A 20,991-nucleotide genomic window follows, 5' to 3' on the forward strand; every position below is an offset into this window, starting at 1 on the left:
TTCGAACCCTAACGAAAAGATACTCTGACGATGGATTTCGAGCAGGTAGAACGCGCCCTCGACGACCTTCCCGGCCTCCGCCCCGGCGGGCCGGGCCTGGCGGTCGGGGTCTACGCCGACGGCAAGGCGCTGCCCACCGCGGCGAGGGGTATGGCCACGGTCGAGTTCGGCGTCCCCAACGACTCCAGCACCCGCTTCGACATCGCCTCCATCAGCAAGCAGTTCACCGCCACGTGCCTGCTGCTGCTGGAGCGCGACGGCAGGCTGAGCCTGTCGGACGACATCCGTGAGCACGTGCCCGAGCTGCGGCTCGGCGTGCCCGTCACGATCGACCAGTGCCTGAGGCACACCGGCGGCCTGCCGGAGTGGTACGGCCTGCAGGCCCTCACCGGCGTCCCGTTCCACCTGATGGACGAGGAACGCCTGGTGAAGGTGCTGGCGGGCGCGCGCCGGACCGCCTTCGAGCCCGGCACCCGCTTCTCCTACTCCAACACCGGCTACGTCCTGGCCGCCGTCGTGGTCCGGCGGGTCACCGGCCGGTCGCTGGCCGAGTTCGCCCGCGAGCGGCTGTTCGGCCCGCTCGGCATGGACGACACCGTCTTCCGCGACGACGCCTCCGTCCCGCTGCCGCGGATGGCCTACGGCTACGACGGCGCCGGCGCGCGGGCCGACACGCAGGAGAGCGCGGTGGGCGACGGCGGCCTGGTGACCAGCGTCGCCGACCTCGCCCCCTGGTTCGGCTTCCTGGCCGACGGCCGGGTGCTGGGCGCCGACGTGCGCGCCGCGCTGCTGGACCCGACCGTGCTCGCCGACGGCGCCGTCCTGCGCTACGCCCGCGGCATCTGCCACCTGGCCGCCGGCGACCTCGGCGACCTCAGCGGGTACGGCCACGCCGGCGGCATGCACGGCTACGTCGGGAACCTCATCCACCTCCCGGAGCCCGGCCTCGGCGTGGCCGTGCTGACCAACCACAGCGGCCTGGACCCCGTCGGCCTCAGCTTCCGCCTGGCCCGCGCCCTCGCCGGCCAGAAACCGGCGCACCGGCCCGCGCCCGCCGGCCGGGCGGGCGGCGAGGCGGCGCGGACCGCGCTGCTCGGGCACTGGCACGACGCGGAGACCGACGCCACGCTCACGCTCGAACCCGCCGCCGAGGGCGGGCTCGCCATGACCGGCCTCTTCGACACGGTGCTCGCCCTGGGCGACGACGGCCGATGGCGCGGGCAGGCGGGCCCGGCGGAGGTCTGGCTCGCGCCGGAGGACGGCCGGCTGCTGCTGGGCCATACCGGGTCGATCCGGTGGCCCCACGCGTACGAGCGGTGCGACCCTCCGGGGGAGGGGCCCGTCCCGCGGGGCGCCTGGCTCAACGACGAGACGGGTGTGCTCGCCGTCCTCGACGAGGGGGTGCTGCGCGTCGGCCTGACCTTCCAGACCACCGTCACACCGGGGCCCGCCGGGACGTGGCGGGCGGGCCCGTTCACCCTGCGCCTCGGCGCGGACGGCGACCTGCTGCTCAGCGGCTTCGGCCTGCTCGGCCTGCGCTTCGCCGCCCAGCCCGAGGGCACCACGCCCGTCGGCATCCCGCCTGGCCTGGTCTAGGACCGTGTTGGCCTGCAGCACGAGGCGGGGCGCGCAGAGTTTGGCTGCCTGGTCAGTGAACGAGGGATGTCGGGCTTCTAGCGTCCGTCTATCCCCGCTCATTCTCCGAGGTGGTTCCATGACATCCTCAACCGCGCTCGCCAGGCTCGCGACGGGCGTCCTGCTCGTGCTGGCAGCGGGCTGCGCCGGAGCCCCGGGCTCCGGCGCGGCCCCCGACACGCTCCGCTGGGCGTTGGGGAACGCGCCCAACAGCCTCGACATCGCCCACGGCTTCAACGACGCCTCCACGACCGTGCAGTTCGCCGTCCTCGACACGATGGTGGCCATCGGCCCGGACGGCCAGGTCGTCCCGCGCATCGCCGCCTCCTGGACCCACCCCGACCCGCACACGTACGTCTTCACCCTGCGCGAGGGGCCCCGGTTCAGCGACGGCGCGCCCGTCACCGCCGAGGACGCCGCCTACTCCCTGACCCGCCACCTCGACCCCGCCGTGACCTCCCAGGCCGCCAGCTACGTCACGCAGGTCAAGAAGGTCGAGGTCACCGGCCCGCGCACGGTGAAGGTCACCCTCCGCAAGCCCAGCCCCACCTTCCTGGCCACCGCCGCGCTGGCCTGGCAGATCGTGCCGAAGAAGCTGGCCGCCGCGCACCCGAAGGACCTCGGCTCGCCCGAGGTCGGCACCCTCGGCTCCGGCCCCTTCAAGGTCACGAAGTTCTCCCTCGCCTCGGGGGTGACGCTGGAGCGCAACGAGCTGTACTGGGGGCCCAAGCCGGCGCTGCGCCGGATCGAGGTCAAGGCGATCTCCGACCCGGAGACGCTGCGCCTGGCCGTCTCCTCCGGCGAGGTGGACGGCACCAACGACATCCAGGTCAGCGAGACGCGCAAGTGGAGCGCCCTGCGCGGCGTCACGACCGTCTTCTACCCGGCCAACCACATCGCCTACCTGTCCCTCGGCGTCCGCGAGGGCCCGACGAAGGACGTGCACGTACGCCGCGCCATCGCCCACGCACTCAACCGCGGCGCGCTGGCCACGCTCATGATCGGGGGCCACGGCGGCATCGCCGACCTGATGCTGCCCAAGCCGCAGGTCGCCGCCCTGTACGGCGACAAGCCGCCGAAACTGCCCGCCTACCCCTACGACGTGAACGCCGCCAAGGCCGAGCTGGCCAAGTCGGCCTACCCGCGGGGCTTCACTCTGGCCGCGCCGTACGACAGCGGCGGCGACGACGTCAAGGCGCTCCAGGCCATCGTCGCCGACCTGGCCGTGATCGGCGTCAAGCTCGACCTCCAGCCGCTGCCCACCGAGCAGTACCGGCAGCGGATGTTCAGCCACCAGGACACCCCGCTGCAGCTCGTCGACCTGGTCTACGGCACCCCCGACCCCGGCGAGGTGCTGCCCGACCTGGTCAGCCGCGCCTCGGCCGGGCCCCAGGGCTTCAACTTCAGCGGCTACGGCTCGCCCGAGACGGACGCCCGGCTCGACGACCTCGGCAAGCACGAGGGCGCCGACCGCGCCGCCGCCGTCACCGAGGTGCTGGCCGAGATCGCCGACCAGGTGCCGTACGTGCCGCTCTACAGCAGGGAGGCCGCCGTCGCGCTGCGCGACAGGTACACCGGCCGGTTCGGCACCTGGACCGCCGACATCTTCAGCGGCATCCGCCCGGCGGCCGGTGCCTGATGGCCTTCGTCGCCCGCCGTCTGGCCGCCGCGCTGCTCCTGCTCGGCGTGCTGTCCGTGCTCACCTACGCGCTGCTCGCGCTCGCCCCCGGCGATCCGGAGCAGGTCCTGCTCGGGCCGCGCCCCTCCACCGCGGAGTCGCGCGCCGCCGTCCGCGCCCAGTACCACCTCGACGACCCGCTGCCCGTCCGCTACGCCGCCTGGCTCGGTGACGCCGTGCGCGGCGACTTCGGCGCCTCCCTCTACAGCCGCGAGTCGGTCACCAGCGTCATCGCCGACCGCCTGCCCGTCACCGCCGGCCTGGCCGGCTACGCCATCGTCCTGACCCTGGCCGTGGGCCTGCCCGCCGGGCTGGTCGCCGCCATGCGCAGGGGAAGCCCGCTGGACCGGGGCATCACGCTCTCCGCCCTGGTCGCCCTCGCGATCCCGCCGTTCGCGATGAGCATCCTGCTGCTGTACGGCTTCGCCGTCACGCTCGGCTGGTTCCCCGTGTTCGGCGCGGGCGAGACGTTCGCCGAGCGGGTCACCCACCTGACGCTGCCCGCGATCGCGCTGGCCACCGGGCAGGCGGCGGTCGTCGTCCGGCAGATGCGGGCCGCCGCGCTCGACCTGGCCGGCCAGGACTACATGACGTTCGCCCGGGCGCGCGGGGTCGGCCGTGCCCGCTACTGGTTCGGCTACGCGCTGCGCAACACCGCGCTGCCCGTCCTCACCGTCGGCGGACTGCTGCTGGCGGCCAACCTCACCGGCGCGCTGTTCGTCGAGCGGGCCTTCGGGCTGCACGGCGTCGGCGAGCTGCTCGTCAGCGCCGTCGGGCAGAAGGACCTGCCCGTCGTCCAGGCGCTCGTCCTGATGGGAGGCGCCGTGGTGGTCGCCGTCAACCTGCTGATCGATCTGGCCTACCTCGCGGTGGACCCGCGGGTGCGCCACGGGGCGGTGGCCGCGTGAGCGTCATGCCCGGGACCGTGCGCCTCGGCGGGCGGGCGCGGCGGCTGCGCCGGAGCAGGCCGGGGCCGGTGACGCTGCTGTCGGGCGGGATCCTCGCCCTGATGGCCGCCGCCGCCCTGTTCGGGACGTGGGTCGCGCCCTACGACCCGGCCGCGCAGGACCTCGCGCTCGGCGCGACGATGCCGAGCTGGGCGCACTGGGCGGGCACCGACGAGCTGGGCCGCGACGTGCTGTCGCGCTGCCTGGCCGGTGCCCGCTCGGCGCTGCTGTGGCCGCTCGTCGTCGCCCTGGGCACGTGCGCGATGAGCACCTCGCTGGGGCTGCTGGCCGGCTACCGGCGCGGCTGGATCGACGCCGTCATGATGCGCGTGGTCGACCTGCTCATCGCGATGCCGGGCCTGCTCATGCTGATCGTCCTGGTGGGCGTGCTCGGCGGCGGCATCGGCTGGGCGGTGCTGGCGATGGCGGTGCTGTTCACGCCCGGCGACATCCGGGTGGTGCGCAGCCTCACCATGGCCCAGCGCGAGCTGGCCTACGCCGAGGCGGCCCGCACGCTCGGGCTCAGCCGCACCCGGATCATGTTCAGGCACCTGCTGCCCAACATCGCGCCCACGGTCGTGGCGGGCGCGCTGCTCAGCTTCGTCGCCGCGCTGGTCGCGCTGTCCGGTCTGTCCTTCCTGGGCATCGGCCTGCCCGCCGGCACGCCCGACTGGGGTCTGATGATCGAGGAGAACCGCGGCCTGCTCGACCTCAACCCGTGGGCCGCGGTGGTGCCCGCCGCGCTGGTCACCATCGCCGCCACCGCCGCCACCCTGCTGGGCGACCAGCTCTTCGAGAGGCTCTCCGATGCTTGAGACACGCGGCCTGCGGGTCGTCGGCGACCGGGTGCTGGTGGACGGCGTGGACCTGACGGTCGCCGCGGGCGAGACCGTCGGGCTGGTCGGCGAGTCCGGCAGCGGCAAGTCACTGACCGCCCGCGCCCTGGTCGGCCTGCTGCCGCGCGGCCTGCGCGCCGAGGGATCGGTCGAGGTCGGCGGCACCCAGGTCGTGGGCGCCTCCGAGCGGCTGCTGCGCGGCGTGCGCGGGCGGCGGATCTCGCTGCTCATGCAGGACCCCTTCACCATGCTCAACCCGCTGAGCACGGCCGGCGCGCACATCGCCGAGACCCTGCCCGGCCGGACCTCCCGGCAGGAGATCGCCCGCAGGCTGGCCGAGGTCGGCATCGACGACCCCGCCGTGGCCGGGCGCCACCCGTTCCAGCTCTCGGGAGGCATGCGGCAGCGCGTCGCCCTGGCCGCCGCGCTGGCCGGCGACCCCGAGCTGCTGATCGCCGACGAGCCCACCACCGCGCTCGACGCCACCACCCAGCACGAGATCCTGGCGCTGCTGCGCCGCGTGCAGGAGGCGCGCGGCATGGGCGTGCTGCTCATCACGCACGACCTGCGCGTGGCGTTCGCGGTCTGCGACCGCGTCGCCGTGATGTACGCCGGCCGCGTCGTCGAGCAGGGGCCGGGCGCGGAGCTGGCCGCGGCGCCCGCGCACCCGTACACGTCCGGGCTGCTGGGCGCTCTGCCGTCGGTCGAGCGCGCGATGGAGCGCCTGGTGGGCATCCCGGGCTCTGTGCCGCGGGCGGACGAGGTGGCCGGCGTCTGCGCGTTCGCCACCCGCTGCGACCTGGTCGCGGCCGCCTGCACCGAGGCCAGGCCGCCGTTGCGCCCGATCGGCCGCGACCGGCTGACCGCGTGCGTCCACGACGCCGCCGGGACCGCCCGCCCGCCGCTGGCCGAGACCGCGTCACTCACCGTGCCCACCGCCGGCCCGGCCGACGGCGAGCCGCTGCTGCACGTCGAGGGGCTGCGCAAGCGGTACGGCGCCCACACCGCCCTGGGCGGCGTCAGCCTGCACGTGAACCCGGGCGAGACCGTCGGCCTGGTGGGGGAGTCCGGCTCGGGCAAGACCACGCTGGCCCGGTCGGTGCTCGGCCTCGTCACCCCCGACGGCGGCCGGATCCGGCTCGCCGGCCTCGACATCACCGACCGCGCCGCCCTGGACCCGCGCGAGCGCGCCCGCGTGCACCGGCTCGTCCAGTGCGTCTTCCAGGACCCCTCCACCTCGCTCAACCCCGCCATGACCGTCGGCGCGGCGCTGGCCGAGGCGAGCGCCAGGGCCGCGCCCGGCGACCGGATCGGCGTGGCCGAGCTGCTGGAGCTGGTCGGCCTGCCCGCCGCGTACGCCGCCCGCCGCCCCAAGGCGCTGTCCGGCGGCCAACGCCAGCGCGTCGCCATCGCCCGGGCCCTGGCCGTCCGGCCCGCGCTGCTGATCTGCGACGAGCCGGTCGCCTCCCTGGACGTGTCGGTGCAGGCGCACGTGCTCGAACTGCTGCGCGGCATCGGCCGGGACCTGGGCACCGGGATGTTGTTCATCACCCACGACCTGGCGGTCGTCCGCCAGATCGCCGCCAGGACCGTGGTGCTGCTGAAGGGCGCGGTCGTGGAGGAGGGGACCACCTCGACGGTCCTGGACGCCCCCGCCCACGACTACACCAGGCGCCTGGTGTCCGCCGTCCGCTGACATGACCCACGAACCTCGTACCGGGAAAGGCACAACCCCATGCACGACCTCATCCTGCGCGGCGGCACCCTGCACGACGGGTTCGGCTCGCCCGGCCGTACCGCGGACGTGGCGATCGACGGCGGGCGCGTCACCGCGACCGGCCGCCACCTCGGGCGGGCGGCCCGCGTGGTCGACGTGGACGGCCTGGTCGTCGCGCCGGGTTTCATCGACCCGCACAGCCATTCCGACACCGTGCCGTTCATGGCCGGGGCGCAGCCGTTCAAGCTGTGGCAGGGCGTGACCACCGAGATCGTCGGCAACTGCGGCTTCTCCTGCGGCCCCGCCACCCCGGAGTCGGCGGGCCTCATCCCCGAGATCCTCGGCGAGCGGAGCTTCGCCACCTTCGGCGGCTACCTCGACGCCGTGGAACGGGAGGGCACCACCAACAACCTCGCCGTGCTCGTCGGTCACAACACGCTGCGCACGGCCGCCTGCGGCATGGACGCCGGCCTGTCGCCCGGCGCCCTGGAACGGATGGTCGAGCTGGCCGAGGAGGCGTTCGCCGCGGGCGCGTGCGGGCTGTCCAGCGGCCTGGAGTACGTGCCCGGCGCCTACGCCGGCACCGCCGAGCTGATCGCGCTGGCCCGCGCCGCCCGGCGCTGGAACCTCGCCTACGCCACCCACCTGCGCAGCGAGAGCGAAGGGCTGGCCGACGCGCTGGACGAGGCCGTGGAGGTGGCGGAGGCGGCCGGGGTGCGGCTGCAGGTCTCCCACTGCAAGGCGTCGGGCCGGGCCGTGCACGGCGCGTCGGCCATGCTGCTGGACAAGCTGACCGCCGCCCGGGCCAGGGGAGTGGACGTGCGGGCCGACGTCTACCCGTACCGGGCGTTCTCCACCCTGCTGGTCGCGCTGCTGCCCCCCGCCGCGTGTGAAGGCGGCGAGGAGGAGCTGGTCAGAAGGCTCGCCGACCCGGAGGAACGGCGGGCGCTGCGCGCGCTGGCCGAGGACCCGGAGCGCACGACCGGCGTCGGCCTGTGGCGCGAGGCGCACCCCGAGGACGTGCGGTTCCTCCGGCACGACTCCGCCGGCGTCACCGGCCGCAGGCTCGCCGACCTGCTGGAGGGCCGCGACCCCTGGGACGCGCTCTGCGACCTGGTCATGGCCGACCCGCGCGCCGACGGCGTCTTCCACACGATGCACGACGACGACGTCACCCGGATCATGCGGCATCCTCTCGTGTCGATCGGCTCCGACGGCGGGCCGCCCGCCCGGCCGAACCATCCGCGCACGTACGGCACCTTCCCCACCTTCCTCGGCGAGTACGTGCGCGAGCGCAGGGTCGTGCCGATGGCCGAGGCGATCCGTAAGGTCGGCTCGGCCACCGCGGCCCAGTTCGGCCTGGCCGACCGGGGCTGGCTGGGCAGGGGAGCGGTCGCCGACGTCTGCGTGTTCGACCCCGCGGCCATCCGCCACGACGGCACCTACGACGAGCCCGCGATACGCCCGGCCGGCGTCACCCACGTGCTCCTGGGCGGCCGGATGGTGATCGACGACGGCGAGTTCACCGGCGGCCGGCACGGACGCCTCCTGCGCCGGGGGCAGGAGTGAGCGCCCAGGGCCGGGTGACGCTCGGCGTGCTGCTCGACAGCCTCGGCGCGGAGGCGGTGACCGCGCTGTGCCTGCCGTCCGGCCGCCAGGCCATGGTGGGCGCGCCGGTCATCCACGGCTGCGACGAGCCGATGACCGCCTTCGCCGGAGCGCTGCTGCTGGTCACCGGCCGGCCGGAGGCGTCCCTGCCGGCGAGCGCGGCCGAGGCGGGCGCGAGCGCGGTCGTCGTGCGGGCCGGGCTCGGCGACGCCGCCGCGCTGACCGAGGCGGCCCGGGACGCGGGCGTGGCGCTGCTGGCCGCCGCCCCCGGCCTGTCCTGGGGGCAGCTCTACGCGCTGGTGGACGCCCTGCTCGCGCTCGTCGCCCCGGCCTCGGACCCGGGCGGCGCGGTGGACCTGTTCACGCTGGCCAACCAGGTCGCCACGCGCGTCGGCGGCGCGGTCGCCATCGAGGACCTCGCCATGCGCGTCCTGGCCTACTCCACGATCGGCGGCCAGCCCATCGACGAGCTGCGCAGGGAGGGCATCCTGGGCCGGCGCGTCCCCGAGCATCCCACGCACGCCGAGGAGTACGCCGCCGTCCTGCGCTGCGAGGAGGCCGTGTGGAGCCACGAGCCGCGCGAGTTCCTGCCCAGGCTGGCCATCGCCGTCCGCGCCAGGGGCGAGGCGCTCGGCACGATCTGGGCCATCCAGGGCGACGAGCCGCTCGCATCCGACGCCGCCGCCGTGCTCGCCGAGGCCGCCAGGAGCGCCGCCCCGCACCTGGCGCGCCTCAGCCTGGCCGCCGACGAGGCCCGCAGGACCAGGAACGAGTGGCTGGGCCGGCTGCTGCGCGGCACCGGGCACGTGGACGAGCTGGCCGCCTCCCTCGGCCTCCACCCGGACGAGCCGGTCCGGGTCGTGGCCGCCGGGGAGACGGGCGGGCGGGCCGACGTCTTCGCCGCCACGCACGCCGCCGACCTGCTGCGCACCGCCTACGCCGCCTACCGGATCGGGGCCGCCGTCGGCGTCGTGGACGGCCGGACGTACGCGGTCGTGGCGGCCGGCGCCGGGACCCCGTTGCTGCGGCGCGTCACTGCCGACACCCTCGGCCGGATCGCCGAACGGCTCGGCGGGCACTGGCGGGCGGGCGTCGGGCGGGCGGTGCCCTCGGTCGCGCAGGTCCCCGCCGGCGCCCGGCAGGCCGACGAGGCGCTGCGCGCGTTGTGCGGGCCGCTGCGCGGGCCGTGCGCGGCCGGCGAGGTGGGCCTGCACGAGGAGCTGGCCGCGGCGCTGTTCCTGATGGACGCGGCGGCCTCGATGCGCTCCGGCGGGGCGCTGACGGGCGAGCCGCTGTCCCTGGTGGCCGAGCACGACGCCGGGCACGGCACCGACTACGTCCACAGCCTGCGCGTCTGGCTGGCCGCCCACTACGACGTGCCGCGGGCGGCCGAGACGCTGTCGCTGCACCCCAACACGCTCAGGTACCGGCTGCGCCGCATCGGCGAGCTGATCCCGCTCGACGATCCCGACGTGCGGCTCGTGCTGGGGCTCCAGCTCCGGCTGGCCGAGATCCAGGCGTCGGGTGCGAGCGGCGGCCGGATCCCTGCGTCCGGTGCGAGCGGCGGTCAGGCCCGGGCGTCCGGTGCGGGTGGCGGTCAGGTGCGGGCGTCCGGTGCGGGTGGCGGTCAGGTGCGGGCGTCCGGCACAAACGGCGGCGGCTGAAGTTCGGCTCGCACGCCAACGATCCGGCGGCGGTCCGGCGGAATGCTGGTGGCCATGGTCGAACTTCGCATCCTCCACGGAACGTCCCAGTTCCAGGCCGCCGACCGGCTGCTGCGCCGCATCTGGAACACCAGGGCGGGCGACGATCCGCCGGTGGCCGTGGACCTCATGTGCGCCCTCGCGCACACCGGCGGCTACGTCGCCGGCGCCTTCCTCGACGGCGAGCTGGTCGCCGCCGCCTCCGGGTTCCTCGCGGAGGGGGCCAGCCTGCACTCCCACGTCGTGGGCGTGGCCGCCGAGGCGCGGGGCCGGGGGATCGGCCGGGCGATCAAGGCGCACCAGCGCGCGTGGGCCGCCGAACGCGGCCTGAACTCCATCTCCTGGACCTTCGACCCGCTCGTGCGCCGCAACGCCTTCTTCAACCTGGCCAGGCTCGGCGCCCGGGCCGAGCGGTACGTGCCCGACTTCTACGGGCCGATGAACGACGGCATCAACGGCGGCGACGTCACCGACCGCCTGTTCGCCCACTGGCCCGTGCACCCGGTCCCCGCCCCGGCCTCGCCGGCGTTCCACCCGGACCGGAGCGGGGAGGCGGAGGTGATCCTCGACGAGAGCGGGGCGCCGCGCGAGCCGGGCGGCGCGGCCGTGCTGCGCTGCGCCACGCCCGCCGACGCCGAGCGGCTGCGGCGCGAGCACCCCGAGGAGGCCGCGCGGTGGCGGACCGCCCAGCGGGCCGCCCTGGGCGGCGCGCTCGCCGACGGCTACCGGATCACCGCCTTCACCAGGGACGGCTGGTACGTACTGGAGCGTGCGGCATGAGGATCGCCGAAGCCGAGCTGCACACGGTCGCGCTGCCGTTGCTCACCCCGTTCCGCACCTCGCTCGGCACGCAGACCGTGCGCAGGGCGCTGCTGGTGCGCGTGCGCGGCGCCGACGGCGAGGAGGGCTGGGCCGAGTGCGTGGCCGACGACGAGCCCACCTACAGCCCCGAGTACCTGGAGGGCGCCGCCGACCTCATCCGGCGCTTCCTGCTGCCCGCCCTGTTCGCGGTGCCCCACCTCGACCCGGCCGGCGTCGCGCCCGCGCTGGCGCACCTGCGCGGCCATCCGATGGCCAAGTCCGCCGTCGAGACGGCCGTCCTGGACGCCGTGCTCAAGGCGCGCGGCCTGTCGCTGGCCGCGTACCTGGGAGGGGTGCGGCCCTGCGTGCGCGTCGGCGTGTCGGTCGGCATCGCCGCCACCCTCGACGACCTGCTCGACACCGTGGACCGGCACGTCAGCGCCGGGTACGCGCGGATCAAGCTCAAGATCGAGCCCGGCTGGGACCTGGAGCCGGTCCGGCTGGTGCGCGAGACGTTCGGCTCCGGCCTGATGCTCACCGCCGACGCCAACACCGCCTACTCGCCAGCCGACGCCCGCCACCTGGCCCGCCTCGACGCGTACGGGCTGGCCCTGCTGGAACAGCCCTATGCCCCGGACGACCTGCACGGCCACGCCCGGCTCGCCGCCCGCATGGAGACGCCGATCTGCCTGGACGAGTCGATCACCTCGGCGCGGGCCGCCACCGCCGCGATCAGGGCGGGCGCCTGCTCGATCATCAACATCAAGCCCGGCCGGGTCGGCGGCTACCTGGAGGCCCGCCGGATCCACGACCTCGCCCAGGCCGCCGACGTCCCGGTGTGGTGCGGCGGGATGCTGGAGACCGGGCTCGGCCGGGCGGCGAACCTGGCGCTGGCCAGCCTGCCCGGCTTCACGCTGCCCGGGGACATCTCGGCGACGGCCCGCTACTACGAGCGCGACCTCACCGCGCCGGTCGAGCTGACGGGCGACTCCATCACGGTGCCCGACGGCCCCGGGACCGGCGTCGCCCCGGACCCGGACGCCCTGAAGGCGTTCGCCACCGAGCCGCCCGTGCGCGTGACCCCCGCCGGCTGACAGCCGCCCGTCCGCCCCGCTCCTGCCGGTCACCCGCGCCGGTCGCCGCCGCGGGTGGCCTGATCCGCCCGCGTCCCGGGCCCGCCGGCCCGGGACGCGCGCGGATTGGCCGGGCAGACGTCTCCCCCTGAACGTGCCGGCGCTGCTCGCGCCGCCCGTCCCCCGAACGGTCCTCAGAGCAACGCGGCGAGCTCCGCCGGTCGCGAGAACATCGGCCAGTGGCCGGTCGGCAGCTCGACGAAGGTCCATTCGGGCGCGCCGAGCGGGGCGAACGCCGGGTTCCCCGAGGCGATCAGCTCGCGGATCAGCGCCACCGGCATCGTCGAGGCGATCATGGTCTTCGGCGTCGCCGGGATCCGCGACGGCCGCTCGACCGACTCGGTGGCCGCGCCCCACGGGTGCGGCGTCGCCTTCGCCCGGATCCGCGCCCGCTGCTCCGGGGTCAGTCCCGCGAACATCCCGTCCTCCTCCTCGAAGGAGGGCGCGTCGAGCGCGTGGCCGTCCCCGACCTGGTCGCGCCAGGTCTTCTGGGTGTCCTCGTCGTTGAAGTCGATCACCGCCACACCGGACGGCAGCGGCGCGGTGTCGACGTAGACCACCCGGCTGAGCCGCTCGGGATGCCGGTCGGCGACCGCGGTCACCGGGACGCTCGCCCCGCTGTGCCCGACCAGGACGACCTCCTCCAGCCCGTCCATCGCCGCGAGGATGTCGGCGACATGGGTCTCCACGCCGACCTCCGGCGACAGCTCCCCGGCCCGCTCCGCCAGCCCCGTCAGGGTGACCGCCCGCACCTGGTGCCCGGCGGCGCGCAGTTCCCGCGCCACCTCGTCCCAGGCCCAGGCGCCCAGCCAGAAACCGGGAACCAGCACGTAATTCGCCATCTCATCGTCCTTTCAGTGAGCCGAGGTCGCTACGCTAAAGCCAAAAGCGGACAGAAACCGCCCGGATTGAGAGGGTGACCTGTGTCATATCCGGCGACCCGGATGCTGGCGATGCTCGAACTGCTCCAGGCGCACCACGGGCTGGGCGGCCGCGACCTGGCGCAGCGGCTCGGCGTGGACGAGCGGACCGTCCGGCGTTACGCCGCCCGGCTCGCCGAACTGGGCATCCCGGTCGCCGCCGAGCGCGGCCGCTACGGCGGCTACCGGCTGATGCCCGGCTACAAGCTGCCGCCGCTGATGCTCACCGACGACGAGGCCACCGCCGTGGTCCTCGGCCTGCTCGCCGGACGCCGCCTGGGCCTGGCCGCCGCGGCCACCGAGGCCGCCCTGGCCAAGATCCGGCGGGTGCTGCCGGCCACGCTGCGCGAACAGGCCGGCGCACTGGAGGAGACCCTGGACTTCACCCTCGCCGGACGCGCGGCGCAGACCCCCGCGAGCCGGGCCGTGCTCACCCTGGCCGCCGCGATCCGCGACCGCCGCCGGGTCACCGTGCGCTACCGCTCCTGGAACGGCGCACAGACCGAACGCGAGCTGGACGGCCACGGCCTGGTCTTCCACTCCGGCCGCTGGTACGTGACCGGACACGACCACCGGTCCGGCGAGCTGCGCACCTTCCGCCTCGACCGGATCGCCTCCGTCGTCCCGGGGACGGCCTCGTACGAGATCCCCGAGGAGTCCGACCCGGTGCGGCAGGTCACCGCGTCGCTGGCCCAGGTGCCGTACGCGCACCCGGTCGAGGTCCTCCTGCACGTTCCGCTCGCCGAGGCGGCCCGCCGCATCCCGCCGTCGGTGGCCGCGCTCACCGAGACGCCGGACGGAGTCCTCCTGCGGATGCGCGCCGAGTCCCTGGACGGCATGGCCACGATGCTCGCCGGGCTCGGCTTCCCCTTCACGATCGTGTCGCCGCGGGACCTGCGCGCCGCCGTCCGGCGGCTGGCCGAGGGGCTGCTGGCGGGTACGCCGGAGTGACGATCCTTGACATGCCAGGTGATGGGCCCTTAACGTCCCGTTAACCGACAGGCACAGACGAAGACATCCCTGTCAGTGGTCTTCGTCTGTGCCTTCAGTCGTTCCCGGACCGCTGGCAGAGGGATCAACCCCTGCGAAAGGCGGCGGGCATGAACGACGGCCCTGCGAGCACGAGAACGGCGGTCATCCGCGGCGCGGGAGACGCGGCCGACCTCATCGACACCCTGAAGCGCCTGAACGGCCGCACCAACTGGATCTGGTTCCTCGCCCTGGCGGGCCTGTTCCTGGACGCCTACTCCAACGCCGCGCTCGGCGCCGGCCTGTCCCCGATGGTCAAGGAACTGGGGTTGTCGCCCACGCAGGTGGGCGTGCTCACGGCGATGGCCCCGGCGATCGCGATCGTCTCCAATCCCTTCGGCGGGTGGCTCGCCGCGCGGATCGGCCGGGTCAAGCCGCTGCTGCTGACCAAGGTCGTGTTCGCCGCCGGCGCGCTGATCACCGCCGCGGGCTCGGACTTCCAGACCGTCTTCGCGGGGCGCGCCCTGGTGGGCGTCGCCTACGGCATCGACTTCGCGGTGGCGATGGCCCTGCTCGCCGAGTACACCCCGGCCTCGCTCAAGGGCCGGCTCAACTTCTGGCAGGGCGTCTGGTACACCGCGACGACCACGAACCTGCTGCTCACGTTGCTCTTCTACAAGTCCGGTGTCGGCGCCGGCATCTGGCGCTGGTCCGTCGGCTCCGCCGCGGCCTTCGCCGTCGTGCTGCTCGCGCTGCAGCTCGCCTTCCTCGTGGAGAGCCCCACCTGGCTGGCGTCCAAGGGCAGGCTGCGCGAGGCGGCGGCGAACCTGCGCCGGATGTACGGGCTGGCCGCCCAGGAGGGGCCGCCGCTGACGGCGGCGGCCGGCGAGTCCCCCCGCCAGGTCGGGCTCGGGGACGCCGCCGTGCTCTTCCGCCGCCCCTACCTGCCGCGCACCGTGCTGTCGACCGCGATCTCGCTCACCCAGGCGATGCAGTACTTCGCCGTGGGCTGGTACCTGCCGGTGATCAGCCTTGAGCTGTTCGGCAAGGAGTTCGAGAAGGCCACGCTGGGGTCGATGGCGTTCAACGCCGTCGGCATCGTGGGCGGCTGCCTGTCGGCCTACGCCGGCCGGCGGCTCGGCCTGCGGGTCAGCTCGATGGCCGGGTACGCCGTCGTGTTCGTCGCGCTGCTCGTCATGGGCGCCACGTTCAAGGAGCTGCCCGTCGGCCTGGCCGCGCTGCTTCCGGTGCTGTTCATCTTCTTCCACTCCGCGGGCCCCGGGCCGAACGGCAAGTCGATCGCCGCGCTGTCGTACCGCAGCGACATCCGCACGCTGGGCACCGGCGTGACCGGCATGCTCGGCAGCCTCGGGTCGGTGGCCGGACTGTACCTGTTCCCGCAGCTCCAGGCGGGCCTCGGGGTCGGCGCCAGCCTGATGGTCCTGTCGGTGGTGCCGCTGGCCGGCCTGCTGACGTGCCTGGCCATCAGGTGGGATCCCACCCGGGTCGCGGTCAACCTGGAAGAAGAGGCCGTCGGCCTCCCGTCACGCCAGCCGGTGTCGGCCTGAGCGGTCGTCCGGCATCAGGAGAGGACCTTCGCGGATGACCAGGGAACGCCGTCGCGGCGTGCTCAGCATCGATGAGGGAACCACGGGCACCCGTGCCGCCGTCGTCCTGGACGACGGCGGGGCGGCGCCCGCCGCGTACCTGCCCATCTCGGTCGCCTCGCCCGACCACCTGCGCGTCGAGCAGGACGCGACGGAGATCTGGGTGAACACCGTCCGGGTCTGCCGAGAGGCGCTGGACTGGGCGGCCGCGCACCGGGTGGAGATCGCGGGGGTGTCGATCTCCACCCAGCGGGCGACGGTGCTGCTGTGGGACACGGTCACGGGAGCACCGCTCAGCAGGGCCGTCGTCTGGCAGGACCGCCGGTACGCCCGGCGGCTGCCGGAGTGGGAGGAGGAGTGGGACCGGCGCCTGATCGAGCACACCGGCCGGCCGGTCGGGTCCCGGGCGCCGCTGCTGTGGGCCGCCGAGGAGATCGCCGGGAACCCGGCCGCGCGCCGGGCCCACGACGAGGGCCGGCTGGCGTTCGGCTCGATCGACTCGTGGCTGGTGTGGAAGCTCACCGGCGGAGCGCGGCACGTCGTCTCCGCCACCAACGCCGTGGCCCTCGGCGCGTACGACCTGCGGACCGGGGACTGGCACGAACCGTGGGTGGACTTCCTCGGCTGCCCGCGCGACGTCCTGCCCCGGATCGTCGACGAGGACGGCGACCTCGGCGCCGCCGACCCCGCGGTGCTCGGCGCGGAGCTGCCCGTCCTGTCGGTCATGGGCGACCAGCACGCCGCGATGATCGCGCTCGGCGCCCACCGGCCGGGCCAGGCCACGTGCGTGCACGGGACGGGAACGTTCCTGGACGCGGTGGCGGGCGACCGGCCGCCCGCGCCGCGGCGTCCGGTGCCCGGCGTGCTGACCCTGGTCGGCTGGCGCTCGGGCGGGGTGCCGGTGTTCAGCCTGGAGGGGTACGCCGCGACGACCGGCTCCGCGGTGCGCTGGCTGTGCGAGGAGATAGGGCTGTTCGAGTCGCCGCGCCGGCTGGCCGAGCTCGCCCGCGAGCACCCCGGAGCGGCCCGCGTGCGGTTCGTGCCCGCCCTGGCCGGGCTGCGCACCCCCGTCTGGTCGCCGGAGGCCACCGGCGTGCTCACCGGGCTCAGCCTGTCCACGACCCGCGCGGAACTGGCCCGCGGCGTCCTCGACGGCTTCGCGCACTCGGTGTGCGACCTGATCGAGGGTTTGGAGGCGGTCATGGGCGGGCCGATCGGCGAGCTGATCTGCGGCGGCGGGCTGGCCACCAGCGACGTCCTGATGGCCGCGCAGGCGGACCTGGCCGGCCGGCCCGTACGGCGGGCCCTCGGCCACGAGACGGCCAGCCTGCGGGGCGCCGCCTACCTCGGCGGCGTGCGGGCCGGTCTGTGGCCGAGCGTCGCGGCGGCCGTGGCCGCCCAGCCCCCGGGACCCGTCTTCGAACCCGCCTCGTCCGACGGCGAGCGGCGCGAGGCCCGCGCCGCGTGGCGCGACCTGCTGTCCCGCCACGTCGCCGCCGGCACAGAACCACGCCCAGAAGCACGCACAGAACCCCATCGACAGGAGGAATCACCGTCGTGATCCGGCTTCCCGAACGCAAGACGAGGTCAGAGACGAGGAACGCCATCCGGCGGACGCCGCTGACCCTCGACCGCCAGGAGCAGATCGAACGGCTGGCCTCCCGCCCGGTGGACGTCCTCGTCGTCGGAGGCGGCGTGACCGGCTGCTACACCGCGCTGGACGCCGTCACCCGCGGCCTGAGCGTGGCGCTGGTGGAACGCGACGACTTCGCCTCCGGCACCTCCTCCAAGTCGTCGAAGATGGTCCACGGCGGGCTGCGCTACATCGAGCAGGGCAACCTGCCGCTGGTGCGGCGCTCGCTGCTGGAGCGGCAGCGCTTCCGCCGCAACGCGCCGCACCTGGTGCAGCGGCTGCCGTTCGTCTTCCCGGTGCTCGCCCAGGACGGCGTCTTCGACGCGCGCGTCGCCAAGGCGTTCGAGGGCCTGCTGTGGACCTACGACCTGGCCGGAGGATGGCGCATCGGCCGGCTGCACCAGCGGCTCACCGTGCCCGAGGTGCTGGCCCGCGCCCCCCGGCTGCGCGCCGACCGGCTCAGGGGCGGCCTGCTCTACTACGACAGCCGCACCGACGACGCGCGTCTCACGCTGACCATCGCCCGGACCGCCGCGCACTTCGGGGCGACCGTCCTCAACGGCGCGACCTGCCGCGGCCTGCTCCACGAGGGCGGCCGGGTGCGCGGCGCGCGCGTCGAGGTCGACGGCCGGGACGTCGAGGTGCGCGCGGGCGTCGTGATCAACGCCACCGGCGTCTGGTCGGACACGCTCGACGCCCTGTCGGACCCCGGCCACCGGCCGCGGATCCGGCCCGCGAAGGGCGTGCACATCGTGGTGCCGTGGACCCGGCTGCCCGTCGACGGCACCGTCACCGTGCCGATCCCGGGCCGGGCCCGCCGGGCGACCTGCACGCGCTGGGGGGACGTGGTCGTGGTCGGGACGACCGACACCGACTACGACGGCCCCCTCGACGAGGTGCTGTGCACCCGCGAGGAGATGGACTACCTCCTCGACGGGGCCAACACCGCCTTCGACGCGGGCCTCACCCCCGAGGACGTGGTCGGCTCGATGGCCGGGCTCCGCCCCCTGGTGGGAAGCAAGGAGGGCGCCACCCTCGACATGAGCCGCGACCACCGCGTCTCGACGGACGCGCGCGGGCTGGTCACCGTCACCGGAGGCAAGCTCACCACGAGCCGGCACATGGGCGAGCTCGTGGTGGACGAGGCGCTGAAGGTGCTGGGCCGGCGGGCCCGCTGCCGCACCGTGAGCCTGCCCCTGCTGGGAGGCGCCGGGTACGACGCCGAGGCGAGCTCGGCGACCGGCGGGCTGGGCGCCCACCTGGGCGAGCGGTACGGCACCGAGGCGAGGTTCGTGGCCGCGCTCCTCGACGAGGACCCCGCGCTCGCCGAGCCGATCGTCGAGGGCGGCCGTCACCTGCGGGCCGAGGTGGTCTACGCGGCCCGGTGCGAGCTGGCGCGCACCGTGGACGACGTGCTGTCCCGCCGCACCCGGATGCGGGTGTTCGCCAGGGACCTGTCGGTGAAGGCGGCCCCGGAGGTCGGCCGGCTGCTGCGGCGGGAGCTGGGCCTGGCCGAGGAGGAGGCAGCCCGGCAGGTCGACGACTACATCGCCGCCGTCGAGCGCGAGAAGACCGTACTGATGGAGGGACTTTCATGATCAGCAGGCAGACCGTCACGCACCCGTTCAACCGGGGCGACTACGTCGTGGGCGCGCCCACCCCGCCGCGCTGGGCCGCCGACTGCCCGCCCGGGGACGGCAAGGCCAGTCTGCAGCGCCTCGCGGTCGAGGTTCCCGCCGCGGTCGTCGCCGAGCTGCGGGCGATCGCCGCGGCCGTGCACACCGACCGGGACGAGGTGGTCCGGCGCACCCGGGACTGGTGGGCGGGCACGTCCATCGGCGAGACGGACGGCGACCCGGCGACGCCGGACGCCGTGGTCGTCGAGGCGGCCGACGAGGAGCAGGTGGCGGCCGTGGTGCGCCTGTGCCGGGACCACGGCATCCCGCTGACCGTCTCGGCCGGCCGCAGCAACGTGCTGGGCGCCGCGCTGCCGGTGTTCGGCGGGGTCGTGCTGGACGTCTGCCGGCTCAACCGGATCATCTCCTTCGACGCGGAGTCGATGATCGTCGAGGTGCAGGCGGGCATGTTCGGCGACCTGTTCGAGAAGGAGCTGCAGGAGACGCACGGCACGACCACCGGACACTGGCCCTCGGCCTTCGCCATCTCCACGGTCGGCGGCTGGGCGGCCTGCCGCGGGGCGGGCCAGTTGTCCACCCGGTACGGCAAGATCGAGGACATGGTCGTCGGCCTCGACGTGGTCCTGCCGGACGGGACCACGGCGCGTTACGGCACCTACCCCCGCGCCGCCGTCGGCCCGGACCTGCGCCAGCTGTTCATCGGCTCGGAGGGCACCCTCGGCGTGATCACCCGGCTGCGCCTGCGCACCCACCGCCTTCCCTCGTACGCGGCGGGCCTCGCCTACGGGTTCGACACGTTCGCCGCCGGCCTGGACGCCTGCCGGGAGATCCTGCAGCGCGGCGCGACCCCCGCCGTGCTGCGCCTGTACGACGCGCACGAGAGCGGCACCCACTTCGGCGAGCCCGGCACCAACCTGCTGCTCGTCGCCGACGAGGGCGACCCGGCGCTGGTGGACGCCACCATGGCCGTCGTCGCGGACGTCTGCGGCGGCCGGGCGGCGGTGACCCTCGACGGCGACGCGGTCCTGGCCCGCTGGCTGGACGAGCGGATGGTGGTCGGCAAGTCGGGCGACGGCTTCGCCAAGGGCCCCGGCTTCGTCGCCGACACGTGCGAGATCGCCGCGCCCTGGTCGTCGCTGTCCGCGATCTACGACGAGGTGACGGCCGCCATCGAGGCCGTCCCGGGGACGCTGCGCGCCTCGGCCCACCAGTCGCACGCCTACACCGACGGGGCGTGCCTGTACTTCTCGCTGCGCGGGGACGTGGAACGCGGCCGTCGCCGGGAGTGGTACCGGGCCGCCTGGGACGCCGCCAACGAGGTGCTCATCCGGCACGGCGCCGCGATCAGCCACCACCACGGCGTCGGGCTGCTGCGCTCGCCGTACGTCGAGCGCTCGCTCGGCGCCGGCTTCGGCACGCTGGTGGCGGTCAAGCGGGCCCTGGACCCGGCCGGGATCATGAACCCCGGGAAGCTGGGCCTGCCGAGCCGCTTCGACGCCCCCACCGCCGGATGAAATCCCGGAATAAGGTATATCGGTGACTTCTCGCCCCAAACGTCCCGTCGATCGACGTCTGCTGGCCGCGCTGGCCGAACACCCGGTCATGGCCTCGCTGGTCGGCGTGGCGATGGCGGAGCGGTTCACCACCACCGCGACCCCGCTCGGCATCCTCGCCTCGGTCCCGCTCGGCGACCTGACCGCGGCGGTCCGGCGGACGGTCGACGCGGGCAAGATCGTGTTCGTCAACATGGACTCGACGCCCGGCCTGGGGCACGATCCCGGCGCCCTGACCTTCCTCAAGGGGATCGGGGCGATCGGGATCTGCTCCACCCGCGCGGCGATCATCGAACGGGCGAGCGGCCTGGGCCTGCTGTCCATGCAGAAGGTCTTCGTGACCGACCGCTCCAACCTGCAACGCAGCATCCAGTCCATCGCCCGCTCGCAGCCGGACCTGGTGCAGCTCATGCCCGCGGTCGTCCTGCCGTACGTCGAGCGGCACGCCAGGGACCTCGGCGTGCCGTACCTGGCCGCCGGATTCGTTCAGGCGGCGTCCGACGTGGCCGCGGCGCTCCGGCACGGCGCGGCCGGGGTCTGCACCTCGGACGAGAACCTGTGGGAACTGCGCCGCGCGTCGCTGCGCGCGTCCTGAGACCCCGGGAAGGACCCCC

The 20,991-nt window shown here is 74.8% G+C and carries 16 protein-coding genes; 15 read left to right on the forward strand and 1 reads right to left on the reverse strand.

What is annotated here, in order from left to right; genetic code table 11:
- Positions 1-30: 30 nt before the first annotated feature.
- The 9 genes from HD595_RS38535 (at position 31) to menC (ending at position 12,019) form a co-directional block, all read left to right on the forward strand.
- Positions 31-1,596 carry a serine hydrolase domain-containing protein gene (locus HD595_RS38535; protein WP_253778012.1) on the forward strand — a complete coding sequence of 522 codons (1,566 nt, stop codon included), beginning with the start codon at positions 31-33 and terminating at the stop codon, positions 1,594-1,596.
- A 118-nt stretch (positions 1,597-1,714) separates the two neighbouring features.
- A complete protein-coding gene (locus HD595_RS38540) occupies positions 1,715-3,274 on the forward strand; it encodes an ABC transporter substrate-binding protein (protein WP_253778014.1) in 1,560 nt (519 codons plus the stop codon).
- A complete protein-coding gene (locus tag HD595_RS38545; RefSeq protein WP_253778016.1) occupies positions 3,274-4,221 on the forward strand; it encodes an ABC transporter permease in 948 nt (315 codons plus the stop codon). Before HD595_RS38540 ends, HD595_RS38545 begins: the two co-directional genes overlap by 1 nt.
- 5 nt (positions 4,222-4,226) lie before the next feature.
- Positions 4,227-5,075 (forward strand): ABC transporter permease, encoded by an 849-nt coding sequence (locus HD595_RS38550; RefSeq protein ID WP_253781442.1) that lies wholly within the window; start codon positions 4,227-4,229, stop codon positions 5,073-5,075.
- Complete coding sequence (locus HD595_RS38555; protein WP_253778017.1) at positions 5,068-6,792, forward strand: oligopeptide/dipeptide ABC transporter ATP-binding protein; 1,725 nt, start codon at positions 5,068-5,070, stop codon at positions 6,790-6,792. Before HD595_RS38550 ends, HD595_RS38555 begins: the two co-directional genes overlap by 8 nt.
- A 39-nt stretch (positions 6,793-6,831) precedes the next feature.
- Positions 6,832-8,382, forward strand: coding sequence for an N-acyl-D-amino-acid deacylase family protein (locus tag HD595_RS38560; RefSeq protein ID WP_253778019.1), 1,551 nt, complete (start codon positions 6,832-6,834; stop codon positions 8,380-8,382).
- Positions 8,379-10,085, forward strand: coding sequence for a PucR family transcriptional regulator (locus tag HD595_RS38565; protein WP_253778022.1), 1,707 nt, complete (start codon positions 8,379-8,381; stop codon positions 10,083-10,085). The genes HD595_RS38560 and HD595_RS38565 overlap by 4 nt, the downstream gene beginning before the upstream one ends.
- 54 nt (positions 10,086-10,139) lie before the next feature.
- Positions 10,140-10,904 (forward strand): GNAT family N-acetyltransferase, encoded by a 765-nt coding sequence (locus HD595_RS38570; RefSeq protein WP_253778024.1) that lies wholly within the window; start codon positions 10,140-10,142, stop codon positions 10,902-10,904.
- Positions 10,901-12,019, forward strand: a complete 1,119-nt coding sequence (menC, locus tag HD595_RS38575; RefSeq protein WP_253778026.1) for an o-succinylbenzoate synthase — start codon at positions 10,901-10,903, stop codon at positions 12,017-12,019. The genes HD595_RS38570 and menC overlap by 4 nt, the downstream gene beginning before the upstream one ends.
- A gap of 173 nt (positions 12,020-12,192) precedes the next feature.
- Here the strand turns inward: menC and HD595_RS38580 are convergent, their stop codons facing one another.
- On the reverse strand, positions 12,193-12,900 hold the full coding sequence (locus HD595_RS38580; protein ID WP_253778028.1) for an alpha/beta fold hydrolase: 708 nt from the start codon (positions 12,898-12,900) through the stop codon (positions 12,193-12,195).
- A gap of 81 nt (positions 12,901-12,981) precedes the next feature.
- Here HD595_RS38580 and HD595_RS38585 point away from each other — a divergent pair, with 81 nt between their 5' ends.
- From HD595_RS38585 to HD595_RS38610, 6 genes are all read left to right on the forward strand, one after another.
- Positions 12,982-13,929, forward strand: a complete 948-nt coding sequence (locus HD595_RS38585) for a helix-turn-helix transcriptional regulator (protein ID WP_253778030.1) — start codon at positions 12,982-12,984, stop codon at positions 13,927-13,929.
- Positions 13,930-14,078: 149 nt separating this feature from the next.
- Positions 14,079-15,515 carry an MFS transporter gene (locus HD595_RS38590; RefSeq protein ID WP_253778032.1) on the forward strand — a complete coding sequence of 479 codons (1,437 nt, stop codon included), beginning with the start codon at positions 14,079-14,081 and terminating at the stop codon, positions 15,513-15,515.
- A gap of 34 nt (positions 15,516-15,549) precedes the next feature.
- Complete coding sequence (locus HD595_RS38595; protein WP_253778034.1) at positions 15,550-17,115, forward strand: FGGY family carbohydrate kinase; 1,566 nt, start codon at positions 15,550-15,552, stop codon at positions 17,113-17,115.
- The gene (locus HD595_RS38600; RefSeq protein WP_253778036.1) at positions 17,112-18,785 is read left to right on the forward strand and encodes a glycerol-3-phosphate dehydrogenase/oxidase; all 1,674 of its coding nucleotides are present in this window, start codon (positions 17,112-17,114) and stop codon (positions 18,783-18,785) included. The genes HD595_RS38595 and HD595_RS38600 overlap by 4 nt, the downstream gene beginning before the upstream one ends.
- Positions 18,782-20,338 carry an FAD-binding oxidoreductase gene (locus tag HD595_RS38605; protein WP_253778038.1) on the forward strand — a complete coding sequence of 519 codons (1,557 nt, stop codon included), beginning with the start codon at positions 18,782-18,784 and terminating at the stop codon, positions 20,336-20,338. The genes HD595_RS38600 and HD595_RS38605 overlap by 4 nt, the downstream gene beginning before the upstream one ends.
- Before the next feature lie 22 nt (positions 20,339-20,360).
- Positions 20,361-20,972, forward strand: coding sequence for a glycerol-3-phosphate responsive antiterminator (locus tag HD595_RS38610; protein WP_253778045.1), 612 nt, complete (start codon positions 20,361-20,363; stop codon positions 20,970-20,972).
- Positions 20,973-20,991: the final 19 nt, after the last annotated feature.

This window comes from Nonomuraea roseoviolacea subsp. carminata, assembly GCF_024172185.1.
Classification (GTDB): domain Bacteria; phylum Actinomycetota; class Actinomycetes; order Streptosporangiales; family Streptosporangiaceae; genus Nonomuraea; species Nonomuraea roseoviolacea.